Here is a 23583-nt window from a genome sequence, read left to right on the forward strand (position 1 = left end):
GCCGGGCCCGGCCGCCGCGATGCCGGCGCCGTACGGCCGGCGGCCGCGGCGGCTCAGTCGGTGAGAACGTGGGCGAGTTCGTCCCGGAACCGTCGCTCGGCCTCGGAGACCGTCTCGCCGCCCAGCCCCAGCACGCCGCCGGTCGGCGCGGCGGTGACGACGTTGTCGGCGATCGAGAGCAGCCAGTGCTTGTACGCGCCGGCCTCGCCCTCGTCGACCCGGCGGGCGAGCAGGTCGGCGGCGCGCTTCGCCCGGGCAAGGACGTCGGCGATCATCGCCTTCGGATCGGCCGGCTCGATCGCCGGCAGCTCCTCGCCCGCCTCGGGGTCGCCGATCCGGGCCACCAGTTCACCGGCGACGGCGGCGACCAGCCGACTGGCCGACTCCCGGCCGGCGGCGATGGACTCCAGGCCGGCGGCGTTCTCCGACCTGGTCCGGCGGCTGCTGTCCGACTCGGCGGCACTGGCGGCGGTGACCACCGACTGGGGCAGCCCGACGAGAAGCCCCCATTCGTCGTCGGAGAACCCGAACTCGGTCGCGTACAGCGGTTGCTCGGTCACGGCAACATCCCTTCCCTGATGGCAAACCACCACATCTCACGGCACGGGCGCGCCCCCCGCAACGCGAAACGCCGAGCGTCGCCGGCATCGTGGATCCCTCCGGGATCGGGGCGAGCCGGTCCCGCCGGCTGACCACCGGCGCCGAGAGCGGCGTGGCGCCAACCTGTCGTGAAGCCCCGCTCTCCACAGAGGACGTCCGGCCCTCGTCGTGGCCGTGTCGCGGCCCACTCCGGGCGGCGGACGGCACGTGAGGTCGGGTGGCGCCCGGGCGTGGGCTACCGGCCGCTCTTGCCGAACATCGCCCGGAGGGCGGCGACCAGGAGCACGGTGCCGAGGATGGCGCCGACGAGCCGGACGCCGGGGATGTCCGACCAGGCCGTGTCCTCGGCGGCGAGCAGCCGGTACGACAGGTCCGCCAGCCGCGGGCCGGTTTCCGAGATGTGGTGTGGCATGCAAGCACTGTCGCACGGCGGGGACCGTTCCCATTAATAGGAAGGTTTATTGACTATTCTTGGGGTGAGTGTGACCATGGCTTGCACCCGGCGTGGCCGGGGAGGCGTCCAGTGTGGAGAAACGGGGGAGAACCGGCGGGATGAGTGAGACGACGGACCTGACCAGCCTGGCCGCCGCGGTACTACAGCCGGGCTTTGTGGGGACCACCCCGCCGGACTGGGTCCGTCGGTGGCTCGGGGAGGGGCTCGGCGGGGTGGTGCTGTTCGCCCGCAACGTGGTCGACAACGAGCAGCTCGCCACGCTCACCGCCGCGCTGCGGGCCGAACGGGCCGACGTGCTGGTGGCGATCGACGAGGAGGCCGGCGACGTCACCCGGATCGAGTCCCGGCGCGGCAGCTCCCGTCCCGGAAACCTGGCGCTCGGCGCGGTCGACGACGTCGACCTCACCGAGGCGGTCGCCCGGGATCTCGGCGCCGAGCTGGCGGCCGTCGGGATCAACCTCGACTACGCGCCCGACGCGGACGTCAACGCCAACCCGGATAATCCGGTCATCGGGGTCCGGGCCTTCGGCGCCGATCCGGAGCTGGTCGCCCGGCACACCGCCGCCTGGGTACGCGGCCTCCAGTCCGCCGGCGTCGCCGCCTGTGCCAAACACTTCCCCGGGCACGGTGACACGAGCGTCGACTCCCACCTGGCCGTACCCCGGATCGCCGTGCCCCGGTCCCGGCTCGACGCCTGCGAGCTGGTGCCGTTCCGGGCCGCCATCGCCGCCGGCGTGCAGGCGGTGATGACCGGCCACCTGCTGGTCCCGGCGATCGACGACGAGTGGCCGGCGACCCTGAGCCGCCGGATCCTGACCGATCTCCTCCGGGACGAACTCGGCTTCCAGGGCGCCGTGATCACCGACGCCATCGAGATGCGGGCCGTCACCCACCGGTACGGCTTCGCCGGCGCCACGGTGCGAGCCCTGGCCGCCGGCGCGGACACGATCTGCATCGGCGGCGAACACGCCGACGAGGCGGACGCCCGGCGCCTGCGGGACGCGATCGTCGAGGCGGTCCGCGCCGGCATCCTGCCCGAGGAACGCCTGGTCGAGGCGGCCAAACGGCTGGCCCAGCTCGCGGCGTGGACGGGTACGGCCCGGGTCGGCGGTACGGGCTGGGCCGGCCGCGGCACGGGGGGCTCACCGCTCGGGCTGGCCGCCGCACGACGGGCCGTACGGCTCACCGCCGCCCCCGGTGCGGGGAAGCTGCCGCTCGCGGGGCCGGCGCACGTGCTGGAGTTCGCGCCACCGCACAACATCGCCACCGGCGCCGAGACGCCGTGGGGCGTGGGTGAGCCGCTCGCCACGCTGCTGCCCGGCACCACGACGCTCCGGCTGACCGCGGACCGCCTGGGCCCCGACGGTGAGCTGCCGGCCGAGGCGCTGGCCCCGGCCCGTGGTCGGCCCCTGGTGCTGGTGGTCCGTGACCTGCACCGTCACTCGTGGATGGCGAACGCGGTACGACAGGCGCTGGCGATCCGCCCGGAGGCGGTCGTGGTGGAACTCGGGGTGCCGGCGGTGGTCATCGGCCAACTGCACCTCGCGACCCACGGTGCCTCCTGGGCCGCCGGCCGGGCCGCGGCCGAGGTGCTCGCCGGCCGGGCCACCGTCGAGGCGGTTGTCGTACCGTCCTGACGGCGGGTGCCGGCTCGTGGTCTCCCCGGGGCGGCCAGGCGCGTCCCACGCACCGGCCGTGCCGGTCCGGCGCCCCCGACCGTCCTGATCGGATCCGTCGCGCCCGTCCCGGGCGTCCGGCCCCGAGCCGACCGACTGCCGAATCGAGCTGGGTCACCATGGGTGCCCCCACGTGTACGCCGAGTTGCGGTATCGTCCTTCGGTGACCCCTCGCTGGCAGCGGGCTCCCCTTACGCCGTCCTGGATCCGGTGGCTACCCTGCGCGTTCGTCTATCTCACCGTCGTTCCCGGACCGTCCCGGTTTCGCCGCTCGGCGTGGTCCGGCATGGTCCCCTGGGACGAGTCGGCGTGGTGCGATCCGGGCAGCGTGGAGGAGTGGGTCGCCCGTGCCCAGCGACGGCACGGCGGGCGGGACGCCGCGCACGCCGAGTTGCACGCCCGGGAGCACTACGCCTGGATGGTCCGGGTCCGCGCGACCCGGATCGAACTCTTCGCCGAGATGTGCCGCCGACGCGACGTTCCCGTTCCGCACACCGTCGGCGAGCTGCTGCTCTGCCTCGCCCGGCTCGGGCTGTTCGAGGTGACCGACGAGGGCGACGGCGATCCGTGGGTGCGGCCCCGGCTGGACCGTGACCCGCTGGACGTGCTCCCGTTGTCTCCGCGGGAGCGGGAGCTGGAGCTGCGCGCGCAGCGGGACGACCAGGCGGTCCTGGTCGCCATCGCGATCCGCCGGCTCGCACAGCGAACCCGGCGCCGGTGGCGGCGCCGAGTGGTCACGACCAGCCTGCCGAACCTCGCCAACGCCGCCGGGGTGACCGTCGAGCAGGCCCGGCGCTCGCTCGACGACCTCGCCGAGTTCACGGGCCTCGGTGTCACGCCCGCCCGGAGCGCGGAGGCGCTGCGGCTCACCGTTCCCTGGCCCGACTTCCGGCTACGCTTCCCGTTCACCGAACTCCCCGCCCCGGAGCACGCGATCTGACCACACGCCCGCGGCGGGCGGGAGACCGCGCCGGAGCACGCGTCGGTGCGGGCCGGGGAGGCGTGCACGGATCGGCCCCTCGCCGGCCCGATCCGTCGCCGGCTCGGCGGCGGGTCGACGCGGACCGGTCGCCGACCCCAACGCGTCGGCGCGGGCCGCGGCGACGACTCGTTCGGCCCCGTCTCCCCGCGCCGTTCAGTCGTCGACGAGCACCGGGGCGTACTCGGGGTGTCGTTCGAGGTACCCGAGCAGGAACGGGCAGGTGACCCGGACCCGGTCGCCCCGGTCGCGGAGCTGTTCGAAGGCGCCCCGGGCCAGCGCGCTGCCGACCCCCTTCCCCGCGTACCGCGGGTCGACCTCGGTGTGCACCAGGACCGGGGTCCCGGCCTCGACACGGTAGGCGACGAAGCCGGCGAGGCTGTCGTCCAGCAGGATCTCGAACCGGCGTTCGGCGGGGTTGTCTTGGACCAGTAGGTTCACCGGATCGATTCTCCTCGTACCAGCCCGGCGGCGTCGGTGACCCCGGTCACGGTCAACCGGTCGAGTGCGGCCAGCCCGGTCGACGTCCTCGACGTGGCGTCGTGGTCGACGCGGGGCCGGGCAGCGCCGCCGCCTCGTTCGGTGCCGGCTGGGTGGCCCGAACCCGGGTGATGTCGAACGGCACGGCGGGCACCCTGGCGGGACGGGCGCGGAGGCGGACGAACGGCCGCCTGGATCACCCTCGGTACCCTTGGTGGGGTGACGAATTCTCCCCCGTACCGCCACATTTCCGTCCGTCGCGTCGCCGGGCTCCTTGCCGGCCTCGCTCTCGGCGCGGCCGTTCTGACCGGCTGCAGCTCGGAGAACGCCACCACCGACTGCGGGCTCGACTCCTGCACCGTCACCTTCAACCGCGGCGTCGACGCGCGAGCCAGCATCCTCGGCGTCGAGGCGAAGCTGGTGGGCGTCGACGGCGACCGGGTCACCATCGAGGTGGCCGGCGAACGGTTGACCCTCACCGTCGGCCAGCAGGCGACCGAGGTCGGCGGCCTCTACGCGACGATCGAGAGCGCCGACGCCGACCAGGTCGTGGTACGGATCGGTCGCAACCCCGGGTGACGCCCGCGCCGCCCCCGCATCCCCACCTTGCGTCCGCGGGTGAACGCCTCCCGTGCGGAGGCGCGGCGGCTCCCGATCGCGCGGCCGAGCGACTTCGGGGCGGCCGGGACCTGGTTGGGTCGCCGCCTTCGCGGGTTCGCCCGGGCATGTGAGGTGCCGGAAGATCTGCGCCGCTCGGCCCGGCGTATCGGGCTAACCTGGGCATTCCATGTCTTTGCCCACGCACTCGCCCGGGCCCGCGCCCCGCGTGCCGCGCTGACGCGGCGGGCCGGCCGCCCGCGCGCCGACCGGTCCGGTACGGGGGGAGGAGAACCGTGCAGAGCTACCTGTGGACGCCCGTCGTCGCCGTCGGCGCGGCGGTGGTCGCGCTCGGGGCGGTGGAGGCGGTCCACCGAACCGTGCGCCGGCTCGGCCGGCGGTCGGTCCTGCTCGCCGAGCTGTCGGAGCACGCGCACCGGCCGTTCCAGGTGGCGGCGACCGTGCTCGCGGTGCAGTTCGGCGTCCGGTTCAGCACCGGGTACGGCGTCGACACCGCCTGGCGACGGACCCTGTTGCACCTGCTTGTCCTGGCGGTCATCGCGACCACCGCCTGGCTGGTCGCGTCCCTGCTGCTGGTCACCGAGGACACCGCGCTGGCCCGGTTCCGCATCGACGTGCCGGACAACCGGCAGGCCCGGCGGATCCGAACACAGATCGTGATGCTCCGGCGGCTCACGATCGCGGTCATCGTGGTCCTCACCGCCGGCGTGATGCTGATGACCTTCCCCAGCGTGCGCGGCGTCGGCGCCAGCGTGCTCGCCTCGGCCGGCGTGATCGGGGCGATCGCCGCGCTCGCCGCGCAGAGCGTCCTCGGCAACGTCTTCGCCGGGCTCCAGCTGGCCTTCAGCGACGCGGTCCGACTCGACGACGTCGTCGTGGTCGAGGGGGAGTGGGGCCGGATCGAGGAGCTGACCCTCAGCTACGTGGTGGTCCAGATCTGGGACGACCGCCGGTTGATCCTGCCGACCTCGTATTTCACCACCCGGCCGTTCCAGAACTGGACCCGAACCCAGTCGGCGGTGCTCGGCACCGCCGAGTTCGACGTGGACTGGTCGGTGGACGTACAGGCGATGCGGGAGGAACTGCGCCGCCTGGTGGAGGGGACCGAGCTGTGGGACGGCCGGACCTGCGTCCTGCAGGTCACCGACGCCGTCGGCGGGTTCGTCCGGCTCCGGGCGCTGGTCAGCGCGGCCGACGCGCCGCGGCTCTGGGATCTGCGCTGCCTCGTCCGGGAGCACCTGGTCGGCTGGCTGCGCGACCGGCGTCCGACGGCGCTGCCCCGGCTGCGCGCCGAGGTCGGGGACGCCTCTGGTCGGCTGCCCTGGCAGTGGAGCCCACCGTCCGGTCCCGCCCCGACCGAGCGGCCGTCCGCGGTTCGGACGGCGGAGCACGAGCCGCCCGACGACGCCCGCCTCTTCGGCGGCGACGACGACGGTGAGGCCCGGGGTAGCACCTTCCTCGGCCCGGACGAACCGGCGGAGGCTCCGCCGCGCTGACCGGCCCCGGCCGGTTCGCCGACCCGGCGGACGCGTCACTCGTCCGGTGTCGGCGTCACCCCGTCGACCTGCCCGATCCGCCGTCATCGGCGGGATCGGTGGCGGACACTAACGGCAACGGAACGTCGGCGAACAGACACCCGGCGTGGTGGCACCGCGGGTCGGGTACCGCCCCGGCGGACCGCCGCGACGTGCCGGGTCGCGCCGCACCGGACACGGGGATTGACTGGCGGGTGACGGGGGCATACCGCCCATGGAGCGGAGAAGGAGGGCAGCATGGCCGAGGTCGTACGCGATCCCGCGCGACCGGTCGCGGAGCAGTCCACCGCGGAGCTGGTCCAGCGCGCGACCGAGCAGCTGTCGCGGCTGGTCCGCGACGAGCTGGCGCTGGCCCGGATCGAACTGACCGAGAAGGGCCGGCAGGCCGGCATCGGGGTCGGACTGCTCGGCGGTGGGGGAGTACTGGCGCTCTGCGGGCTCGGGGTGCTCGCGGCCGCCGCGGTGCTGGCGTTGGCCCTGGTGATTCCCGGCTGGGCGGCGGCACTGGTGGTGGCGGGGGCGTTCTTCCTCCTGGGCGGCGTGGTCGCCCTGTCCGGCCGGCGGCGGATGCGCCGCGCGGCACCGCCGGTGCCGACGGCCACGGCCGACAGCCTGAAGACCGACGTGCGTACCGTCGCCTCGGCGGTCCGGGACAGGGGACGGGAATGACCCGCAGCAACGGATCCGGCAATCCGGAGGCGCTTCGGGCGGAGATCCGGCAGACCCGGGCGGAACTCAGCGAGACGGTGCAGGCCCTCGCGGCCAAGGCGGACGTGAAGGCGCGGCTCAAGGGCTCGGCCGCGCAGACCCGCGACCGGATGCGGCAGCGTGCCGGCCAGACCACCGCGAACGTCCGGAACTCCCTGCACGACGCGGGGGCGGTGGCGCTACGCCATCCGATCCCCTGGGCGGCGGCCGCCGCCGGGGCGCTCGCGCTGGTGGCGCTGCTGGTGGTGGCCCGAGCCCGGCGCCGGTGACGTCCGCACCGCGCCGCCCCCGGCGTCGGCGCGGCGAGGCCGCACTCCGCGGGAGGGTGGGAACGACGGAGTCGACGGCCGACCGCGCGACCGGGCGGGAGTCAGCGACGACCGGAGGGAGGCCCGGATGGGCAAGACGGTGAACACGATCGCCTACCGACCGGTGGGCATCCTGCTGGGCATGGCGGCGGGGGTGGCCGCGGGCGCGGTGTTCCGGCAGGTGTGGAAGCTCGCGTCCGGCGACGGCGACGCGCCGAACGCCACGGACGAGCACCGGGGGTGGGGCGAGATCCTCGCCGCCGCCGCCCTGCAGGGCGCGATCTTCGCCGTGGTCCGGGCCGCGGTGGACCGCGCCGGCGCGATCGGCGTCCGCCGGTTCACCGGTCGTTGGCCGGACTGATCGGGGACATCGTGAGTACGCTTCGGCTATGCGTCGGTCCCTCGCCCTTGCCGGGGCGCTGTCCCTGCTGCTTGCCGGCCTGGTCGCCTGTACCGGCCGGACCCCGGAGACTCCCGGCGACCCGGCCGACGCCACCGGGGCACCCCGGGCCGCGGCCGGCGAGGTGCTGACCGCCGCGGCGGCCGAGGTGGGCCGCGCCCGCAGCGTCCGGTTCGCGATGACGACCGCCGGCTCGGCCACCGTCCTCGACCTTCGGGCCGCCGAGGGCGTGGTCACCGCCGAGGGCGAGGCGCAGGGGAGCGCCCGGCTCGTCCAGGCGTCCGGGACCCGGGAGCTGTCGTTCGTGGTCAAGGGCGACAGCCTGTACGTCAACGGCCTCACCGTCCGGTGGCAGCGCGTGCCGCTGTCGGCCGCGGCCCTGATCTACGACCCGTCCGCGCTGCTCTCGCCGGACCGCGGCCTCGCCCACCTGCTGGCCACGACCACCGGCACCATCGAGGGTCGGGAGAGCATCGACGGGGTGCCCTGCCACCGGATCCGGGCCACCCTGCCCGGCCCCACCCTCGGGACCCTCGTGCCCGGTGTGGGTGAGGACGTCGTCGGCACGCTCTGGATCGGCGTCGACCGACCGGTGCCGCACCGGGTCACGTTCCCGCTGCCCGGCACCGAGGGCGGGGCGGTGACGGTGAACCTCTCGGACTACGACGCAGCGGTCACCATCCGGGCTCCGCGGTAGCGGGACGTCCCGCCGCCGGGGTGCCCCGCGGCGAGGTCCGACGACGGCGACGGTCCGCAGACGAGGGGCCTGGACTGCGCCGATGCCGGCCGGGCCGGCTCGGGTCTCCTCGGGTCACATGTCGGCGACGTCATCGGGTAGGCTGGGCGGAGTTTTTGCGTACGTGGTTTGCTGTTCCCCGCTGTTGAGACAGTGTGGGTCGAGGGAAGTCCTCCTTCGTGGGGGCCGACTCGAGGCGCCGCTGCTCGAAAACGGCCAACCGGCCGCACGGCGTGCTCAGCCGCCCGTAACCGAAGGAGATACACATGGCGCAGGGAACCGTGAAGTGGTTCAACGCAGACAAGGGCTTCGGCTTCATCACCGTCGACGGCGGGGGTGCTGACGTGTTCGTCCACTTCTCGGCCATCCAGACCAGCGGTTACCGCACGCTGGAGGAGAACCAGCGGGTGGAGTTCGAGATCGCCCAGGGCCAGAAGGGCCCGCAGGCGGAGCAGGTTCGCCCCATTTGATTCCGTGACGGCCGGTCGCCGGCCTGGAATGGGGATTCCCTACGGATCCGCGTCGAGCCCCGTGACGCACGGGGCTCGACGCGTGTCCGGGTGCCGCGTGTCCGGGTGTCGAGGGCGTCGTTACCCCGACGCGTCCGACCCGGAGGGCGTACGCCGGTTCCGGGCCCGGAGCCCAAGGCGGAGCAGAACCAGCCCGACCAGGACGAGTCCCGGGCCGACGACCGCCCAGACGAGCTCCCCGCTCAGCACGCTGTCCTCCAGCAGGCCCAGCCCCTGCAGGGTCCAGAGCGCGCCGACGACCACCGCGAGCAGCCCGAGGGTGAGCCGGAACCAGCCCCGCATCGTCGCGTCGGTGGTACCGCCGACGGCGGCGTCGGTCGGGCCGGCGTCGGCCCGCGCCTCGGCCGCCGTCCGGTCGGCCGCGCCCTCGCCGACCGTCGCGGGGCCGGCCGCCGGTGTCCGGTCGGCGCCGATGGCCTCGGCCGGCGGGGTCGTCACGGGTTCCGGCGGGGTCACCATCGGTGGTGCACCTGGGGGCGGATCAGGTCGTCGTAGACGGCGTCGATCGTCGTCACCGCCTCCGCGGTCAGTGGGGCCAGGTCGGCGGCGGCGACGTTCGCCCGTGCCTGCGCGGCGGTACGCGCACCGGGGATCACGACCGTGACCCCGGGCTGGTCGACGATCCAGCGCAGCGCGACCTGCGCCATCGTGGCACCCGGCGGGACCAGTGGAAGCAGACGCCGGACCGCGGCGAGCCCCACCTGGTAGTCCACCCCCGAGAAAGTCTCGCCGACGTCGAACGCCGCGCCGTGCCGGTTGTAGGTGCGGTGGTCGTCGCTCGGGAAGGTCGTCCGCTCGTCGTACCGGCCGGAGAGGAGCCCACTGGCCAGCGGGACCCGCGCGATGATCCCGACCCCGGCCGTCGCCGCCGCCGGCAGCACCCGCTCGATCGGCTTGTGCCGCAACGCGTTGAGGATGATCTGTACGCTGGCGACGCCGGGCCGGGCGATGGCGGCCAGCGCCTCGTCGCAGGTCTCCACGCTGACCCCGTACGCCGCGATGCGCTCCTCGGCGACCAGGGTGTCCAGCGCGTCGAAGACCGCGTCGGTGTGGAAGACCGGGGTGGGTGGGCAGTGCAGCTGCACCAGGTCGAGGACGTCGACCCCGAGGTTGGCCCGGGAACGGTCGGTCCAGGCCCGGAAGTTCTCCAGGACGTACGCCTCGGGGGTCTGCGGCACCCGGCGTCCCATCTTGGTCGCCACCATCAGCCCGGCGTCGGGTCGTTGACGGAGGAACCGGCCGATGAGCCGTTCGCTGCGACCGTCCCCGTAGACGTCGGCGGTGTCGAGGAAGGTGACGCCGGCCTCGACGGCGGCGTCCAGGATCTCCAGAGCCTCGGACTCGCTGACCTGGCCCCAGTCGGCGCCCAGTTGCCAGGTTCCGAGCCCCACCACGCCGACCTGGCGGGCCAGCCGGGGGAAGCTGCGTTGTTCCACGGCGCGAAGCCTATCCGGGAGGCGGTCCGGCCGCGCGGGGCCGGTGCGGGGCGGGCCTGGCCGGGGCGTACGATGTAACAAGACGTACGTACGGTTTGGAGGCGTCATGTGGGATCCGACCAGCTACCTCCGGTACGGAGACGAGCGGTCCCGGCCGTTCTACGACCTGCTCGCCCGGGTCGGGGCGGAACGGCCCCGCACGGTGGTCGACCTCGGCTGCGGGCCCGGGAACCTCACCCTGACCCTGGCGGAGCGTTGGCCCGGTGCCCGGGTGGTGGGCCTGGACTCGTCGCCCGAGATGATCGAGGCGGCGACCGCCGCCCGCCGGTCGGGCGGAACGGCACCGGAGGCGGCCCGGGTTGAGTTCGCGGTGGGTGACGCCCGGGACTGGTCGCCCGGGCCCGACGTCGACGTCGTGATCTCGAACGCCATGCTCCAGTGGGTTCCCGGCCACGACGCCCTGCTGCGGCGCTGGGCCCGGGAACTGCCCGCCGGGGCCTGGCTGGCGTTCCAGCTCCCGGGGAACTTCGGGGCGCCGTCGCATCAGGCGCTGCGGACGCTCGCCAACGAGCCGCGCTGGCGGGACGTGGTCGCCCCGGTCCTGCGCCCCGGTCCGGCCGGGGGTGAGGTCGGTGACGACCCGGTCGGCTACGCCGCGCTGCTGGCCGACGCCGGCTGCCGGGTCGACGCCTGGGAGACGACCTACGTGCACCTGCTACCGGTCGACGACGGTGCGGCGCACCCGGTGCTGAGCTGGCTGGAGGGGACCGCGCTGCGCCCGGTCCGGGCCGTCCTGGGCGGTGGCGCCGCCTGGGACGACTTCCGGGCCGCGCTCGGCGAGCGGCTCGCGACGGCGTATCCGGCCCGAAACGGGTGGGTGTACTTTCCGTTCCGCCGTATCTTCGTTGTCGCCCGCACCGGCGCCCGACCCCAGGGAGAAACCTCGTGACCGACCTCTCGGCGTTCATCGCCGGCCTGCCCAAGGCGGAACTCCACGTCCACCACGTCGGCTCCGCCTCGCCGCGAATCGTGGCGGAGTTGGCCGCCCGGCACGAGGGACGGACCCGGGTGCCGGCCGACCCGGACGCCCTCGCCGGCTACTTCGAGTTCCGGGACTTCGCCCACTTCATCGAGATCTACCTCAGCGTCGTGGACCTCATCCGGGACCCGGAGGACGTCCGGCTGTTGACCTTCGAGGTGGCCCGGGAGCTGGCCCGACAGCAGGTCCGGTACGCGGAGCTGACCGTCACGCCGTACTCGCACGTGCACCGGGGGATTCCGGCTCCGGCGTTCTGCGAGGCGATCGAGGATGCCCGAGTCGCCGCCGAGGCCGAACTCGGCGTCGTGCTGCGCTGGTGCTTCGACATCCCGGGCGAGGCGGGGCTGCCGGCGGCCGAGGAGACCCTGCGGATCGCGCTCGACGAGCAGCCGGCGGGGCTGATCAGCTTCGGTCTGGGCGGTCCGGAGGTCGGGGTGCCCCGGCCGCAGTTCAAGCCGTACTTCGACCAGGCCCGGGCGGCCGGACTCCACTCCGTGCCGCACGCGGGTGAGACGACCGGCCCGGAGACCATCTGGGACGCGCTGCGCGAGCTGGGCGCGGAGCGGATCGGACACGGCATCGCCGCGGCCCGTGACCCCGAGCTCCTTCGCCACCTCGCCGAGCGGCGGATCCCGCTGGAGGTCTGCCCCACCTCGAACGTCCGGACCCGGGCGGTGGCTTCGCTCGAGGAGCACCCGCTGCCGCGGCTCGTCTCGGCCGGCCTGCTGGTCACCATCAACTCCGACGACCCGCCGATGTTCGGCACCACCCTGAACGACGAGTACGCCGTCGCGGCCCGGCTGCTCGACCTCGACGCGGCCGGGGTCGCCGCCCTGGCCCGGAACGCGGTCAGCGTCTCCTTCCTGCCCGAGCCGGAGAAGAGGAAGCTGCATGCCGAGATCGACGACTACCTCGCCCGGTCGTGACGTGGGACGCCGCCGATGGGGTCGGCGGCGGGGCGAGCCCCGACCGGGTGCGGGTGCGCGACTCCGGTGACGACCCGGCGGCCTCCCGTACCGGCGGGTACGGTGGCCGGCCGGGTGTGGGCTGGCCCGGCGCGGGGTGCTGCGGGCGGCCGCGCCGGGCCAGCGGTCGAGGGGGCGACGCTGCCCATGTCACCTGGGGATCCGCGTGCGGCGGGAGTCTTGGTGTGGGGGACCGTGCTCCCGCCGCACGCGTTGCTCCCCGGGCCGTCGTTTGGGGCGATCATCTGTGGGGGGTGGCCCGGTGGAGCGGGATGGGATCGCGATCGATGGTGTCACCGGAACCGAGCCGCGGGTACGTCGTTAAGCCAGTTCTAAGGAAGACTTGCGCCGAACCAGAACTTCACTCGGATTCGAGGCGAGTGGGCGGCAGCTGACGCGGTCGGCGGCGAGCCGGACGGTGCGCCGGCGGGTGGTCCGGGGGCCGGGCCGTCGGGTTGCCCCGCCCGCCGGACGGCCGAGGCGTGCCCACCCGCCGGGTCCGGCGTGCTCACCAGCCCCACGGCCGAGGCGTGCTCACCGGTTGGACCGCCGCGTCCAGCGGCGACGGCTGCCGGACTCGCGCTCGCGGGCGAGCCGACCGACCAGCCCGAACCGGCTTACCTGCCGGGGCGGCGCCTCCGGGTCGGCGAGCAGCATCACCACGCTCGCCCCGCCGAGCCGGGCCCGGTCGATGCTGACCGAACCGTTGGCCTGTTGGGCGACCCGGCGGGCGATGTCCAGCCCCAGCCCGGTGGAGCCCTGGTCGCTGGCGCCCCGCCGGAGCGCCCGGTCCGGGTCCGCGATGCCGGGGCCCGCGTCGTCGATCCGGATCGCCACGTAGCCGTCCCGGCGGGAGACGGCGACCTCGAACTCGGTCCCCTGCGGGGTGTACCGGAACACGTTGCCGAGCACCGCGTCGAGCGCCGCCGCCAGTTCGGCGCGGGGGACCGGCACCGGGATCCGGGTGTGCGCGCCGATGACCCGGTGCGCGCGGCCCTGGTCGCCGGCGAGGGCCGACCAGAAGACCATCCGGTCCCGGACCACCTCGCTGGCGTCGCAACTGGCCGGCCCGGTCTCCTGGGTGACCGCCTTGCGGGTGGTGTTGATCAGGACGTCGACCTCGCCCTCCAGTGTCGCGATCGCCTGCCGGATGCGCCGGATGGTCCGGCGCCGGTCGAGTTCGGCGGCGCTGAACGAGCCCACGCTGGTGTCGTCGGAGTCCAGCGCGTCGGCGTCGAGGCGCAGCACGGTCAGCGGGGTGCGGAGCCGGTGCGACAGGTCGGCGACCAGCTCCCGCTCGTCCGCGCGGAGCGCCACCAGCTGGTCCGCCATCCGGTTGAAGGCGTACCCCGCCTCGGCCAGTTCCCGGGGGCCACTCGGTTGGATCCGCACCCCGAGGTCGCCGTCGCCGACCGCGAGGGCGGCCCGGACCAGCTCCCTGGCCGACGCCACCGCCCGGGCGGCGAGCCGGTCCACCACGATCACCGAGGCGATCACCAGGCCGAGCGCGATCAGGATCAGGATCAGCCAGGTGCCGCGGGTTCCGGCGGTGAGGGCCGCCTTGGTCACGAAGACCTCGACCACGAGGACCCGGCCGGCGACCGGCACCGGCTCCAGCCGGACCACCCCACCGGGGACGTCGGCGACGACCGGCGACCCGTTCTGGACCGCGCGGTCCACGTCGGCGGCCGCGGCCCGGGGCGTACCGCCGGTGGAGAGCCCGTGCACGAACGGCGGCGCTGGCGCGTTGGCACCGGCGATCTCGATGGCCCGGCCGAGCGCAGCCGGGTCGGAACCGACCGTCAGGGCACCCCGGACGATGGCGCTGCGCCGGGCCGCGTCCGCGAGGGCCTCCTGGCGGGCGTCGCGTTGCAGCGCCGTACCGAGCGGGATGAGGAAGGCCAGCGCGACGATGGTGGTCATGCCGGCCGAGAGGTAGGCGAGGGCCAGCCTCAGTCCGGTGCCACCAACCGGAACCCGACTCCCCGCACGGTGCGCAGGTAGCGCGGCTTCGCCGCGGACTCGCCCATTTTGCGGCGCAGCCAGTACAGGTGCACGTCGATGGTCTGATCCTCGCCGACCGAGGGCTGCCGCCATACCTCCTCCAACAGTTCCCGGCGGGATACGACGCGGCCGGGTCGCGCCGCGAGGTAGGCCAGCAGGTCGAACTCCTTGCGGGTCAGCGCCAGTGGCACCCCGTCGAGGTACGCGCTGCGCTCGCCGACGTCGATGCGGAGCCCGCCGACGCAGTACACGGCCGGCTCCACCGTCCGGCTGGCCCGGCCGACCCGGCGGAGCACGCTGGTGATCCGGGCGTCCAGGTGCGCCCCGGTGAAGGGCTTGACCATGTAGTCGTCGGCGCCGGCGCGAAGCAGCCGGACGATCGACTGCTCGTCGTCGCGGGCTGTGGCGATGATGATAGGCACGTCCGTGATGCCGCGGAGCATCCGCAGCGCGTCGGCGCCGTCCAGGTCGGGTAGCCCGAGGTCCAGGACGACCAGATCGGGAGTCTGGGCAGCAACCCGGCGCAGTGCGTCGAGCGCCGTGCCGACCGCGTGCACCGCGTGCCCGCGGTCAGCGAGGGAGCGCAGCATTGCGCCGCGTACGACATGGTCGTCTTCGACCAACAGCACCGTGGCCACCTGATGACCGTACTGCGCATGGCAAGTCGGGTGGATCGGTGCCCGGCGAGTCGGGTCGGACCGGCGTCCGGCGGGGCGCCGGCGCGGGCGGATCAGCAGGTCACGACGTGGCGCGGGGAGGCCGTTGGCGGTCGATCCGGCCCGGACCGCGCCCGGGCGGCCCGGACCGCGCCCGGGCGGCCCGGCCAGCGGTCCGGCGGCCGGGCCGCCGCCCTACCGGGCGGGCAGCTCGAGCACCCAGCGGTACGCCTGCACCAGCCCGGTGTCGAAGCCGGCCGCCGACCCCCAGAGGAAGAGCCGGAACCGCCGGTACAGCGGCTCGCCCCAGCGTCGAACGATCTCCTCCCGGGCGGCGTCCAACCGGCGTGCCCACTCCCGGCAGGTCAGGTAGTAGTTGTGCCGGTCGTCGACCAGGCTGAGCAGTTCGAACGGGGAACGTGCCACGTGCCGCAGGTACTGGTGCAGCAGCAGCGGGGCGGAGGCGCCGGGATAGACGTACCGCTTCATGAAGGTCGAGACGAGGTGCTTGCGACGCATCGCGAGCGCGTCCAGGTAGACCCGGCCGCCGGGGCGGAGCAGCTCGGCGTACTTGCGCAGCGTGGTCTTGTAGTCGGGCAGGTGCTCGGTGACCCCCATGTTGACGATCGCGTCGTACCGCTCACCGGGCGAGTAGCTGAAGATGTGTTGCCGGACCACCCGCACCGGCAGCTGCTCGCGTGCGACGAGGTCGGTGAGGAAGCGCTCCGACTCCCGCGACAGGGTCGTCGTGGTGACCCGGATCCCCTGGCGGGCGGCGTACTCGGCGAAGGCGCCCCAGCCGCCGCCGACCTCCAGCACGTGGTCGCCCGGCCCGACCCCGAGCGCCGCCAGCGCCAGATCCATCTTCCGGGTCATCGCGTCCTCGAGCGGCTCGTCGTCGTAGGCGAAGACGCCCTCGGTGTAGCAGCGGTGTCGCCGGTCGAGGAAGGTCAGGAAGAACTCCGAGTCCTCGTCGTAGTGGTGTGAGATCGACCGCCGGTCGTCCTCGCGGCGTCCCCGCAGCAACCCGGGGACGAACCGGCCGAGGAAGGCGAGGGGGTGCCGGTCGGGGAAGAACGCGCGCATGCGTAGGGCGGCGGCGAGGTCGCCGTCGACGTCCAGCGAGCCCTGCAGGTACGCCACCGCCACCGCGAACTGGTCGAGCGTGGCCAGCGCCTTCGCCCCGCGCTCGTCCTTGATCACGATCGTGAACCGCGGGTCGCCGGGGCCGAGGATCCGGGTCCGGCCATCCGCCTCGACCACCGCGAACGGTATCGCCGGCCGGCTGGCGAAGAAGCTCCGGTAGCGGCGGTCCAGCGCGCTGATGGCGTCGACGGCGGTCACGGCGTCAATCTAACGCCGAGCCACCGGTGCCGGCAGGCGGAAACGGCAGGACCGATAGCATCTGCACAGCCGCCGAGCGCGGCGTCGTCAGAATCGCCCAGATCGAACGTCGTTCGTCGCGAGACCGAAGGAGCCAGCGTGTCCGAACCCCGTACCCCCGCTGTGGCCGACCCCGTCGTCGTCCCGGCCGGGACCACGGCGGCCGACGCGGTGGCCGCCGCCGGCTTGCCGGCCACCGGCCCGGGCGCGATCGTGGTGGTCCGCGACCCCGAGGGGCAGCTACGGGACCTGGACTGGGTGCCGGAGGTCGACACCCCGGTCGAGCCGGTCCGGCTCGACTCCCCGGACGGGCTGAACGTGCTCCGGCACTCGACCGCGCACGTCCTCGCCCAGGCGGTCCAGGACGTCTTCCCCGAGGCCAAGCTCGGCATCGGTCCGCCGATCGAGAACGGCTTCTACTACGACTTCGCCGTCGACCGGCCCTTCCAGCCCGAGGACCTCGCCACGCTGGAAAAGCGGATGCAGGAGATCATCAGGTCGGGTCAGCGGTTCCGGCGGCGGCGTTTCGAGAGCCTGGAGGAGGCCCGCCGCGAGCTGGCGGACGAGCCGTTCAAGCTCGAGCTGATCGAGATCAAGGGCGCGGGCGTGGATGGCGGCGGCGCCGGACTGGACGCCGACGAGGTGATGGAGGTCGGCGCCGGCGAGCTCACCATCTACGACAACCTCGACGCCGAGACCGGCAAGGTCTGCTGGTCGGACCTGTGCCGGGGGCCGCACCTGCCGAACACCCGGCTGATCGGCGCGTTCAAGCTGATGCGGTCCGCCGCCGCGTACTGGCGGGGCAACGAGCGCAACCCCCAGCTCCAGCGGGTGTACGGCACCGCCTGGCCGACCCGGGACGCGCTCAAGGCGTACCTGAGGCTGCTGGAGGAGGCGGCCCGGCGCGACCACCGCAAGCTCGGCCGCGACCTCGACCTGTTCAGCTTCCCCGACGAGCTCGGCTCCGGCCTGCCCGTCTTCCACCCCAAGGGCGGGGTGATCAAGCGGGAGATGGAGGACTACGTTCGCCGGCGCCACATCGAGGAGGGCTTCCAGTACGTCGGCACCCCGCACGTATCGAAGCAGGGGCTCTTCGAGACCTCGGGCCACCTGCCGTACTACGCCGAGACGATGTTCCCGCCGATGGAGCTGGAGGGCAGCGCCTACTACCTCAAGGCGATGAACTGCCCGATGCACAACCTGATCTACAAGTCGCGGGGACGTTCGTACCGTGAGCTGCCGCTGCGGCTGTTCGAGTTCGGCTCGGTCTACCGGTACGAGAAGTCCGGCGTGGTGCACGGCCTGACCCGGGTGCGGGGCTTCGCCCAGGACGACTCGCACTCCTACGTCACCCCGGAGCAGGCCCCCGACGAGATCCGCCACCTGCTCACCTTCATCCTCGGCCTGCTGCGCGACTTCGGCCTGGAGGACTTCTACATCGAGCTCTCCACCCGGGATCCACGGTCGGACAAGTTCATCGGCTCGGACGAGGAGTGGGAGACCGCGACCGAGGTGCTGGAGCGGGTGGCCCGGGAGACCGGGCTGGAGCTGGTACCGGACCCGGGTGGGGCGGCGTACTACGGACCCAAGATCTCGGTCCAGGCCCGGGACGCCATCGGTCGTACCTGGCAGATGTCGACGATCCAGTACGACTTCAACCAGCCGGCCCGGTTCGGCCTGGAGTACCAGGCGCCGGACGGCTCGCGACAGCGGCCGGTCATGATCCACTCGGCGAAGTTCGGCTCGATCGAGCGGTTCCTCGGCGTCCTCACCGAGCACTACGCCGGGGCCTTCCCGGCCTGGCTGGCACCGGTTCAGGTGGTCGGGATCCCGATCCGCGAGGAGCACACCACGCACCTGGAGTCCTTCGTCGCGGCGCTGCGCGCCGAGGGAATCCGCGCCGAGGTCGACACCTCCGACGACCGGATGCAGAAGAAGATCCGTACCGCCCAGCAGCAGAAGATCCCTTTCATGGCGCTCGCCGGGGACGCGGACGTGGAGGCGGGCGCGATCTCCTTCCGGTACCGGGACGGGTCGCAGCGCAACGGTGTGCCGTTCGCCGAGGCGGTCGCGCACGTGGTCGAGGTGGTGCGCTCGCGGACCAACTCCGGGCCGAGCGCGGGGCCGGGAGCCGCCGAGCCGGCGTGACCGGCGCCCCGACGCGGCGGAGCCGAACGTGGGTGCCCGGTCCTGTGGCACCACGACGTGACGGTGGTGCGCGGGCGGCGGGGCCCGGGGGTGCGGCCGGGGTGACCCACGTGGGGCGGTCAGGCGGGACCGCGCCGCGGGTCGCCGGCCCGACCCGTGCCCCGTCCGACCTCGTCCGTGCCCGCCCGGCCCTATCCGTCCCCCGTCGGTTCCGGGCGCCGGTCCGGCCCGCACCACCCCGGCGGGTACGGCGGCGGTCGGCGGCGGTCGTAGGATCGTCGGCGTGACAGGCGCGGCCCCCCACGCGGAGATCGGCACACCGGACGGACTCGAGCGGCTCTGGACTCCGCACCGGATGACGTACATCGCGGGGGAGGACCGCCCGGGCGCGGGGCACGAGAAGCCGACCGGCTGTCCGTTCTGCCTCGCACCCGAGCGGGAGGGCGACGACAACCTGGTGGTGCACCGGGGCGACCTGGTTTTCGTGGTGCTCAACCTCTACCCGTACAACCCGGGCCACCTGCTGATCTGCCCGTACCGGCACGTCGCCGACTACACCGAGCTGGACGAGGCCGAGACGGCGGAGCTGGCCGCCTGCACCCAGACGGCGATGCGGGTGATCCGTCAGGTCAGCCGGGCCCACGGCTTCAACCTCGGGATGAACCAGGGCGGGGTGGCCGGCGCCGGGATCGCCGCCCACCTGCACCAGCACGTGGTGCCGCGGTGGGGCGGCGACGCCAACTTCATGCCGGTGATCGCCCGGACCAAGGTGTTGCCGCAGCTGCTGGCCGACACCCGAGCCCTGCTCGCCGCCGCCTGGCCGGCACGCGGGTGACCCCCGCGAGGGCGGGCGAACAGCGGCGCCCACCGGTCGAATTCCCCGGTCGGGGGGCTCACCGGCCGGTGCCGTGCGCGGTGCGGATCTGGTCCGCCAGGTGCGTCGGCATCGGCTCGTACCGGGCGAACGAGCGCCGGAACGTGCCGCCGCCGGAGGTCATCGACCGCAGCTCGACGGCGTACCGGAGCAGTTCGGTGGCCGGCACCTCGGCCCGGACCACCGTGTGGTCGGTCCCGGCCGGATCCGGTTCGCTGCCCAGCACCCGGCCGCGGCGCCCGGAGAGGTCGCTCATCACCGCGCCGACGGCGCTGTCCGGCACCCGGATGACCACCTCGTCGACCGGTTCCAGCAGGATCACCTGGCCTTTGTCGGCCGCGTCCCGCAGCGCCAGCGAACCGGCGGTCTGGAACGCCGCGTCGGAGGAGTCCACGCTGTGCGCCTTCCCGTCGACAAGGGTCACCCGGATGTCGACCACCGGGTAGCCGGCGATGATGCCGCGCTCCATCTGGGCCCGGACGCCCTTCTCCACCGACGGGATGTAGTTGTGCGGCACCGCGCCGCCGACGACCCGTTCGGCGAACTCGAAGCCGGCGCCCCGGGGCAGCGGCTCCACCTCGATGTCGCAGATGGCGTACTGGCCGTGCCCACCGGACTGCTTCACGTGCCGGCCGTGTCCCTTGGACGCCACCGCGAACGTCTCGCGCAGCGCCACCCGGACCGGTTCGGTCTCCAGGTCGACCCCGCCGCTGCGCAGCCGCTCCAGCACCACCTCGGCGTGCGCCTCACCCATGCACCAGAGCACCAACTGGTGGGTCTCCGGGTTGCGCTCCAGCCGCATCGTCGGGTCGCCGGCGACCAGCCGGGCCAGGTTCTTTGCCAGGGCGTCCTCGTCGGCCCGGCTCTTCGCCGCGACCGCGACCGGCAGCAGCGGCTCCGGCATCTCCCAGGGGGAGATCAGCAGCGGATTGTCCCGACCGGAGAGGGTGTCCCCGGTCTCCGCGGTACCCGACTTGGTGATCGCGCAGATGTCGCCGGCCACGCAGTACGGCACCTCGCGCAGCGCGGCGCCGAGCGGGCTGTAGACGTGGGCGATCCGTTCGTCGGCGTCGTGGTCGGGGTGGCCGCGTTCCGCCATGCCGTGCCCGGAGACGTGGACGACCTGGTCGGGGCGGAGCGTACCGGAGAAGACCCGGACCAGGGAGACCCGACCGACGTGCCGGTCGATCGTGGTCTTGACGACCTCGGCGACCAGCGGGCCGTCGGGGTCGCAGGTCAGCGGCGGGCGCGGCGAGCCGTCGACCCCGGTGACCGCCGGCAGGTCGTGCTCCAGCGGGGTCGGGAACGCCGAGGTCAGCACCTCGAGCAGCCGGTCCACCCCGAGCCCGGTCTCGGCGCAGACCGGCACCACCGGATAGAAGTGCCCGCGGGCGACGGCGGTCTCCAGGTCGTCGATCAGCACCTCGGGCTCGATCTCCTCGCCGGCCAGGTAGCGGTCCAGCAGGGTCTCGTCCTCGCTCTCCGCGATGATTCCCTCGATCAGCTCGTTGCGGGCGTCGGCGATCGCCGGAAGGTGCTCGGGATCGGGGTCGCGCACCACCGGTGGCAGCCCGGCGGAGTAGTCGAAGACCCGGCGGGTGATCAGGCCCATCAGCCCGACCACCTGGACGCCGTCGTCGTCGAGCATCGGCAGGTAGAGCGGGAGGACGTTGTCGCCGAAGACCCGCTGGCAGAGCGCCACCGTCTCGTCCAGGTCGGCCCGCGGGTGGTCGAGCCGGGTGACGGCGACCGCCCGGGGCATCCCCACCGCGGCGCACTCCTGCCACAGCGCGGCGGTGGCACCGTCCATCCCGTCGACCGCCGAGACCACGAAGAGCGCGGCGTCCGCCGCCCGCAGCCCGGCGCGCAGCTCGCCGACGAAGTCGGCGTACCCGGGAGTGTCCAGGAGGTTGACCTTCACGTCGCCGTGGACCAGCGGCGCACAGCAGAGGTTGATCGAGCGCTGCTGCCGTACGGCCGCGGGATCGTGGTCGCAGATCGTGGTGCCGTCGAGTACCGACCCGGGACGGGGGATCGTGCCGGTCGCGGCGAGCAGCGCCTCGACCAGGGTCGTCTTCCCGGCCCCGGAGTGGCCGACCAGCACCACGTTGCGTACCCTGCCGGGCTCGTCCACCACCGGCGCCGGGCCGGTGACCCCCTTCTCCTGACTCTTCTGCGCCATCGGGCGCACCTCCCTCAGCCGGTAGTTGGTGGCGACCGCCGCGTGCGACGGGGAAGCTGCCCTGGCGACTCCGCGGCGATATCCTCGGGTGGTCTGCCGTGCACCGGGGACGTGCCGGTTGAGACAGTGAGCGACGTCACGCCCCCTGCTCCGATCTCACACCCCGTACCAGACGTGACACAAGCCCGCGAGGCGAACTATGCGCCACCGGGCGTACCGCCTCCGTACGCCGCCCGTTATGGTGGGACCGCGATGGCGAAGATCTTCCAAGTGTCCGCCCGGGCCGGGATGGCCCGGGTCGTCGAACCGATCGCCCGGGCCCTGCTGCGGGTCGGGGTGACGCCCAACGTCGTCACCGTCACCGGCACGCTCGGCGTGCTGGTCGGGTCGATCGTGCTCGGCGCCCGGGGTCACCTGGTGGCCGGAGCGCTGGTGGTGGCCTTCTTCGCCCTGACCGACATGCTCGACGGGACGATGGCCCGGTTGCGGGGTGGGTCCAGCAGGTTCGGGGCGTTCCTCGACTCGAGCATGGACCGGGCCTCCGACGGTGCAGTCTTCGGGGCGGTCGCGTACTGGCTGGCTACCCAGGGCGACCACCTCGGCGTTGCTGCCGCCCTGACCTGCCTCGTCGCCGGCGGGCTGGTCTCGTACGTCAAGGCCCGGGCCGAGGGGCTCGGGATGACCTGCAACGTCGGGGTCGCCGAACGGACCGAGCGGTTGCTGATCGTGGGGGTCGGCGCGCTCCTCACCGGTCTGGGCCTCGACTGGGCGCTGATCACCGCCCTCTGGCTGCTCGCCGCGGTCTCGCTCTTCACGGTCGGGCAGCGGATGGCGCACGTCTACCGGCAGGCGCAGCGGGCCGAGTTGGGCGTGGACGCGTGACGGCGGACGGGTCGACGGCCCCGGCGGGTCGGCGGACTGATCGGCGGCGGGCGCCCCGGTGACGCCGATCGAGGTGGCCTACCTGGCGGGCTGGCGCCTGGTGCGGGTCCTGCCGCGGCCGCTCGCCGCGGCGGCGTTCCAGGCCGCCGCCGACCGTGCCTACCGCAGGCGGGGGCGGGGGACCACCCGGCTCGCCGCCAACCTGCGTCGGGTGGTCGGCCCGGACCTGCCCGAGGTCGAGTTCGAGCGGCTGGTCCGCCGGGCGATGCGGTCGTACGCGCGGTACTGGCTGGAGGTGTTCCGGCTGTCGTCGCTGGACCGGGCGCGGATGCGCGACTTCTTCCGGCTCGACGGCACCGAGGAGTTGGCGGCGGCGATGGCGCGCGGCCGGGGCGCGGTGGTGGCGCTGCCGCACGCCGGGAACTGGGACGCCGCCGGCGCGTGGGTCGCCGCGATGGGGTGGCCGATCGCCACCGTGATGGAGCGGCTCAAGCCGGAGGGGGTGTACGAGCGCTTCGTCGCGTTCCGGCGGCGGCTCGGCATGGAGATCCTTCCGACCCACGGCGGTGAGCGGCCTCCCCTCGACGCCCTGACCGACTTCCTCGGCCAGGGCTACCTCGTTCCGCTGCTCGCCGACCGCGACCTCTCCGCCCGGGGCGTGGAGGTGCGCTTCTTCGACGGGCGGGCCCGGATCCCGGCCGGGCCGGCCGTGCTCGCCCTCCGTACCGGCGCGCCGCTCTACGTCGCGAACATGTGGTACGAACCGGACGGGCCGCGGGGGCGGCTGGTGGGTCCGCTGGAGGTGCCGGCGCCGGAGAGCGGGCCGCTCGACGCCCGGGTCCGGATCCTGACCCAGCGGATCGCGGACGAGCTGGCCGCCGGTATCGCCGCGCACCCGGAAGACTGGCACATGCTGCAGCGGGTCTGGATCGACGAGCCGTCGACCGTCGCCCCACCGGTCCGGACGCCGGCCTCCTCGGCCGGGGCGCC

At 73.8% G+C, this 23583-nt stretch carries 23 protein-coding genes and 1 pseudogene; 15 read left to right on the forward strand and 9 right to left on the reverse strand.

Annotation, left to right across the window (positions count from 1 at the left end):
* Window positions 1–53 precede the first annotated feature (53 nt).
* Window positions 54–560, reverse strand: a complete 507-nt coding sequence (locus tag EF879_RS09060; RefSeq protein ID WP_123556631.1) for a hypothetical protein — start codon at window positions 558–560, stop codon at window positions 54–56.
* Between the two features lie 275 nt (window positions 561–835).
* A complete protein-coding gene (locus EF879_RS27205) occupies window positions 836–1012 on the reverse strand; it encodes a hypothetical protein (protein ID WP_158624145.1) in 177 nt (58 codons plus the stop codon).
* A 140-nt stretch (window positions 1013–1152) separates the two neighbouring features.
* Here EF879_RS27205 and EF879_RS09065 point away from each other — a divergent pair, with 140 nt between their 5' ends.
* Both EF879_RS09065 and EF879_RS09070 read left to right on the forward strand, forming a co-directional pair.
* Entirely contained in the window at window positions 1153–2691 is a 1539-nt protein-coding gene (locus EF879_RS09065; RefSeq protein ID WP_123556632.1) for a glycoside hydrolase family 3 protein, read from the forward strand.
* Window positions 2692–2893: 202 nt separating this feature from the next.
* Window positions 2894–3670 carry a DUF6042 family protein gene (locus tag EF879_RS09070; RefSeq protein WP_148086393.1) on the forward strand — a complete coding sequence of 259 codons (777 nt, stop codon included), beginning with the start codon at window positions 2894–2896 and terminating at the stop codon, window positions 3668–3670.
* A 195-nt stretch (window positions 3671–3865) separates the two neighbouring features.
* On the opposite strand, the gene EF879_RS09075 is transcribed toward EF879_RS09070, so the two are convergent.
* The gene (locus tag EF879_RS09075) at window positions 3866–4150 is read right to left on the reverse strand and encodes a GNAT family N-acetyltransferase (RefSeq protein ID WP_123556636.1); all 285 of its coding nucleotides are present in this window, start codon (window positions 4148–4150) and stop codon (window positions 3866–3868) included.
* Between the two features lie 258 nt (window positions 4151–4408).
* Between EF879_RS09075 and EF879_RS09080 the strand changes: the two genes are divergently transcribed.
* The 7 genes from EF879_RS09080 (at window position 4409) to EF879_RS09110 (ending at window position 8964) form a co-directional block, all read left to right on the forward strand.
* Window positions 4409–4768 carry a hypothetical protein gene (locus tag EF879_RS09080; protein WP_123556638.1) on the forward strand — a complete coding sequence of 120 codons (360 nt, stop codon included), beginning with the start codon at window positions 4409–4411 and terminating at the stop codon, window positions 4766–4768.
* A 314-nt stretch (window positions 4769–5082) separates the two neighbouring features.
* The gene (locus EF879_RS09085; protein WP_123556640.1) at window positions 5083–6303 is read left to right on the forward strand and encodes a mechanosensitive ion channel family protein; all 1221 of its coding nucleotides are present in this window, start codon (window positions 5083–5085) and stop codon (window positions 6301–6303) included.
* Window positions 6304–6579: 276 nt separating this feature from the next.
* Window positions 6580–7011, forward strand: coding sequence for a phage holin family protein (locus EF879_RS09090; RefSeq protein WP_123556642.1), 432 nt, complete (start codon window positions 6580–6582; stop codon window positions 7009–7011).
* Window positions 7008–7319 carry a DUF3618 domain-containing protein gene (locus tag EF879_RS09095; RefSeq protein ID WP_123556644.1) on the forward strand — a complete coding sequence of 104 codons (312 nt, stop codon included), beginning with the start codon at window positions 7008–7010 and terminating at the stop codon, window positions 7317–7319. Before EF879_RS09090 ends, EF879_RS09095 begins: the two co-directional genes overlap by 4 nt.
* A 127-nt stretch (window positions 7320–7446) precedes the next feature.
* On the forward strand, window positions 7447–7719 hold the full coding sequence (locus tag EF879_RS09100; protein WP_123556646.1) for a DUF4235 domain-containing protein: 273 nt from the start codon (window positions 7447–7449) through the stop codon (window positions 7717–7719).
* A 28-nt stretch (window positions 7720–7747) separates the two neighbouring features.
* A complete protein-coding gene (locus EF879_RS09105) occupies window positions 7748–8455 on the forward strand; it encodes an LppX_LprAFG lipoprotein (protein WP_123556648.1) in 708 nt (235 codons plus the stop codon).
* Between the two features lie 305 nt (window positions 8456–8760).
* Window positions 8761–8964: a cold-shock protein gene (locus EF879_RS09110; protein WP_007075740.1), complete on the forward strand. Its 204-nt coding sequence runs from the start codon at window positions 8761–8763 to the stop codon at window positions 8962–8964.
* A 120-nt stretch (window positions 8965–9084) separates the two neighbouring features.
* Here the strand turns inward: EF879_RS09110 and EF879_RS09115 are convergent, their stop codons facing one another.
* Together EF879_RS09115 and EF879_RS09120 are read right to left on the reverse strand one after the other, a co-directional pair.
* Complete coding sequence (locus EF879_RS09115) at window positions 9085–9306, reverse strand: hypothetical protein (protein ID WP_123556982.1); 222 nt, start codon at window positions 9304–9306, stop codon at window positions 9085–9087.
* A gap of 170 nt (window positions 9307–9476) precedes the next feature.
* The gene (locus EF879_RS09120) at window positions 9477–10460 is read right to left on the reverse strand and encodes an aldo/keto reductase (protein ID WP_123556650.1); all 984 of its coding nucleotides are present in this window, start codon (window positions 10458–10460) and stop codon (window positions 9477–9479) included.
* A 106-nt stretch (window positions 10461–10566) separates the two neighbouring features.
* On the opposite strand from EF879_RS09120, the gene EF879_RS09125 reads away from it, so the two are divergent.
* Window positions 10567–11409, forward strand: a complete 843-nt coding sequence (locus EF879_RS09125; protein WP_123556652.1) for a trans-aconitate 2-methyltransferase — start codon at window positions 10567–10569, stop codon at window positions 11407–11409.
* Window positions 11406–12425, forward strand: coding sequence for an adenosine deaminase (locus tag EF879_RS09130; protein ID WP_123556655.1), 1020 nt, complete (start codon window positions 11406–11408; stop codon window positions 12423–12425). Before EF879_RS09125 ends, EF879_RS09130 begins: the two co-directional genes overlap by 4 nt.
* Window positions 12426–12998: 573 nt before the next feature.
* Here EF879_RS09130 and EF879_RS09135 read toward each other — a convergent pair.
* The 3 genes from EF879_RS09135 to EF879_RS09145 form a co-directional block, all read right to left on the reverse strand.
* The gene (locus EF879_RS09135) at window positions 12999–14387 is read right to left on the reverse strand and encodes a HAMP domain-containing sensor histidine kinase (protein WP_123556657.1); all 1389 of its coding nucleotides are present in this window, start codon (window positions 14385–14387) and stop codon (window positions 12999–13001) included.
* 29 nt (window positions 14388–14416) lie between these two features.
* Window positions 14417–15106, reverse strand: a complete 690-nt coding sequence (locus tag EF879_RS09140; RefSeq protein ID WP_123556659.1) for a response regulator transcription factor — start codon at window positions 15104–15106, stop codon at window positions 14417–14419.
* Between the two features lie 213 nt (window positions 15107–15319).
* A complete protein-coding gene (locus tag EF879_RS09145) occupies window positions 15320–16468 on the reverse strand; it encodes a class I SAM-dependent methyltransferase (protein ID WP_233604332.1) in 1149 nt (382 codons plus the stop codon).
* Between the two features lie 138 nt (window positions 16469–16606).
* On the opposite strand from EF879_RS09145, the gene thrS reads away from it, so the two are divergent.
* Complete coding sequence (gene thrS / locus EF879_RS09150) at window positions 16607–18655, forward strand: threonine--tRNA ligase (protein WP_123556661.1); 2049 nt, start codon at window positions 16607–16609, stop codon at window positions 18653–18655.
* Between the two features lie 283 nt (window positions 18656–18938).
* Entirely contained in the window at window positions 18939–19490 is a 552-nt protein-coding gene (locus EF879_RS09155; protein ID WP_370375460.1) for an HIT domain-containing protein, read from the forward strand.
* A gap of 58 nt (window positions 19491–19548) precedes the next feature.
* Here the strand turns inward: EF879_RS09155 and EF879_RS09160 are convergent, their stop codons facing one another.
* The gene (locus tag EF879_RS09160) at window positions 19549–21711 is read right to left on the reverse strand and encodes an elongation factor G-like protein EF-G2 (RefSeq protein ID WP_123556664.1); all 2163 of its coding nucleotides are present in this window, start codon (window positions 21709–21711) and stop codon (window positions 19549–19551) included.
* 252 nt (window positions 21712–21963) lie between these two features.
* Here EF879_RS09160 and pgsA point away from each other — a divergent pair, with 252 nt between their 5' ends.
* Both pgsA and EF879_RS09170 read left to right on the forward strand, forming a co-directional pair.
* Complete coding sequence (gene pgsA / locus EF879_RS09165) at window positions 21964–22593, forward strand: phosphatidylinositol phosphate synthase (protein ID WP_123556666.1); 630 nt, start codon at window positions 21964–21966, stop codon at window positions 22591–22593.
* A gap of 58 nt (window positions 22594–22651) precedes the next feature.
* Window positions 22652–23539: pseudogene (locus tag EF879_RS09170) on the forward strand (phosphatidylinositol mannoside acyltransferase); the annotation flags it as partial.
* Window positions 23540–23583 lie beyond the last annotated feature (44 nt).

It is taken from the genome of Micromonospora sp. HM5-17, assembly GCF_003762835.1.
In the GTDB taxonomy this organism is placed as follows: Bacteria; Actinomycetota; Actinomycetes; order Mycobacteriales; family Micromonosporaceae; genus Plantactinospora.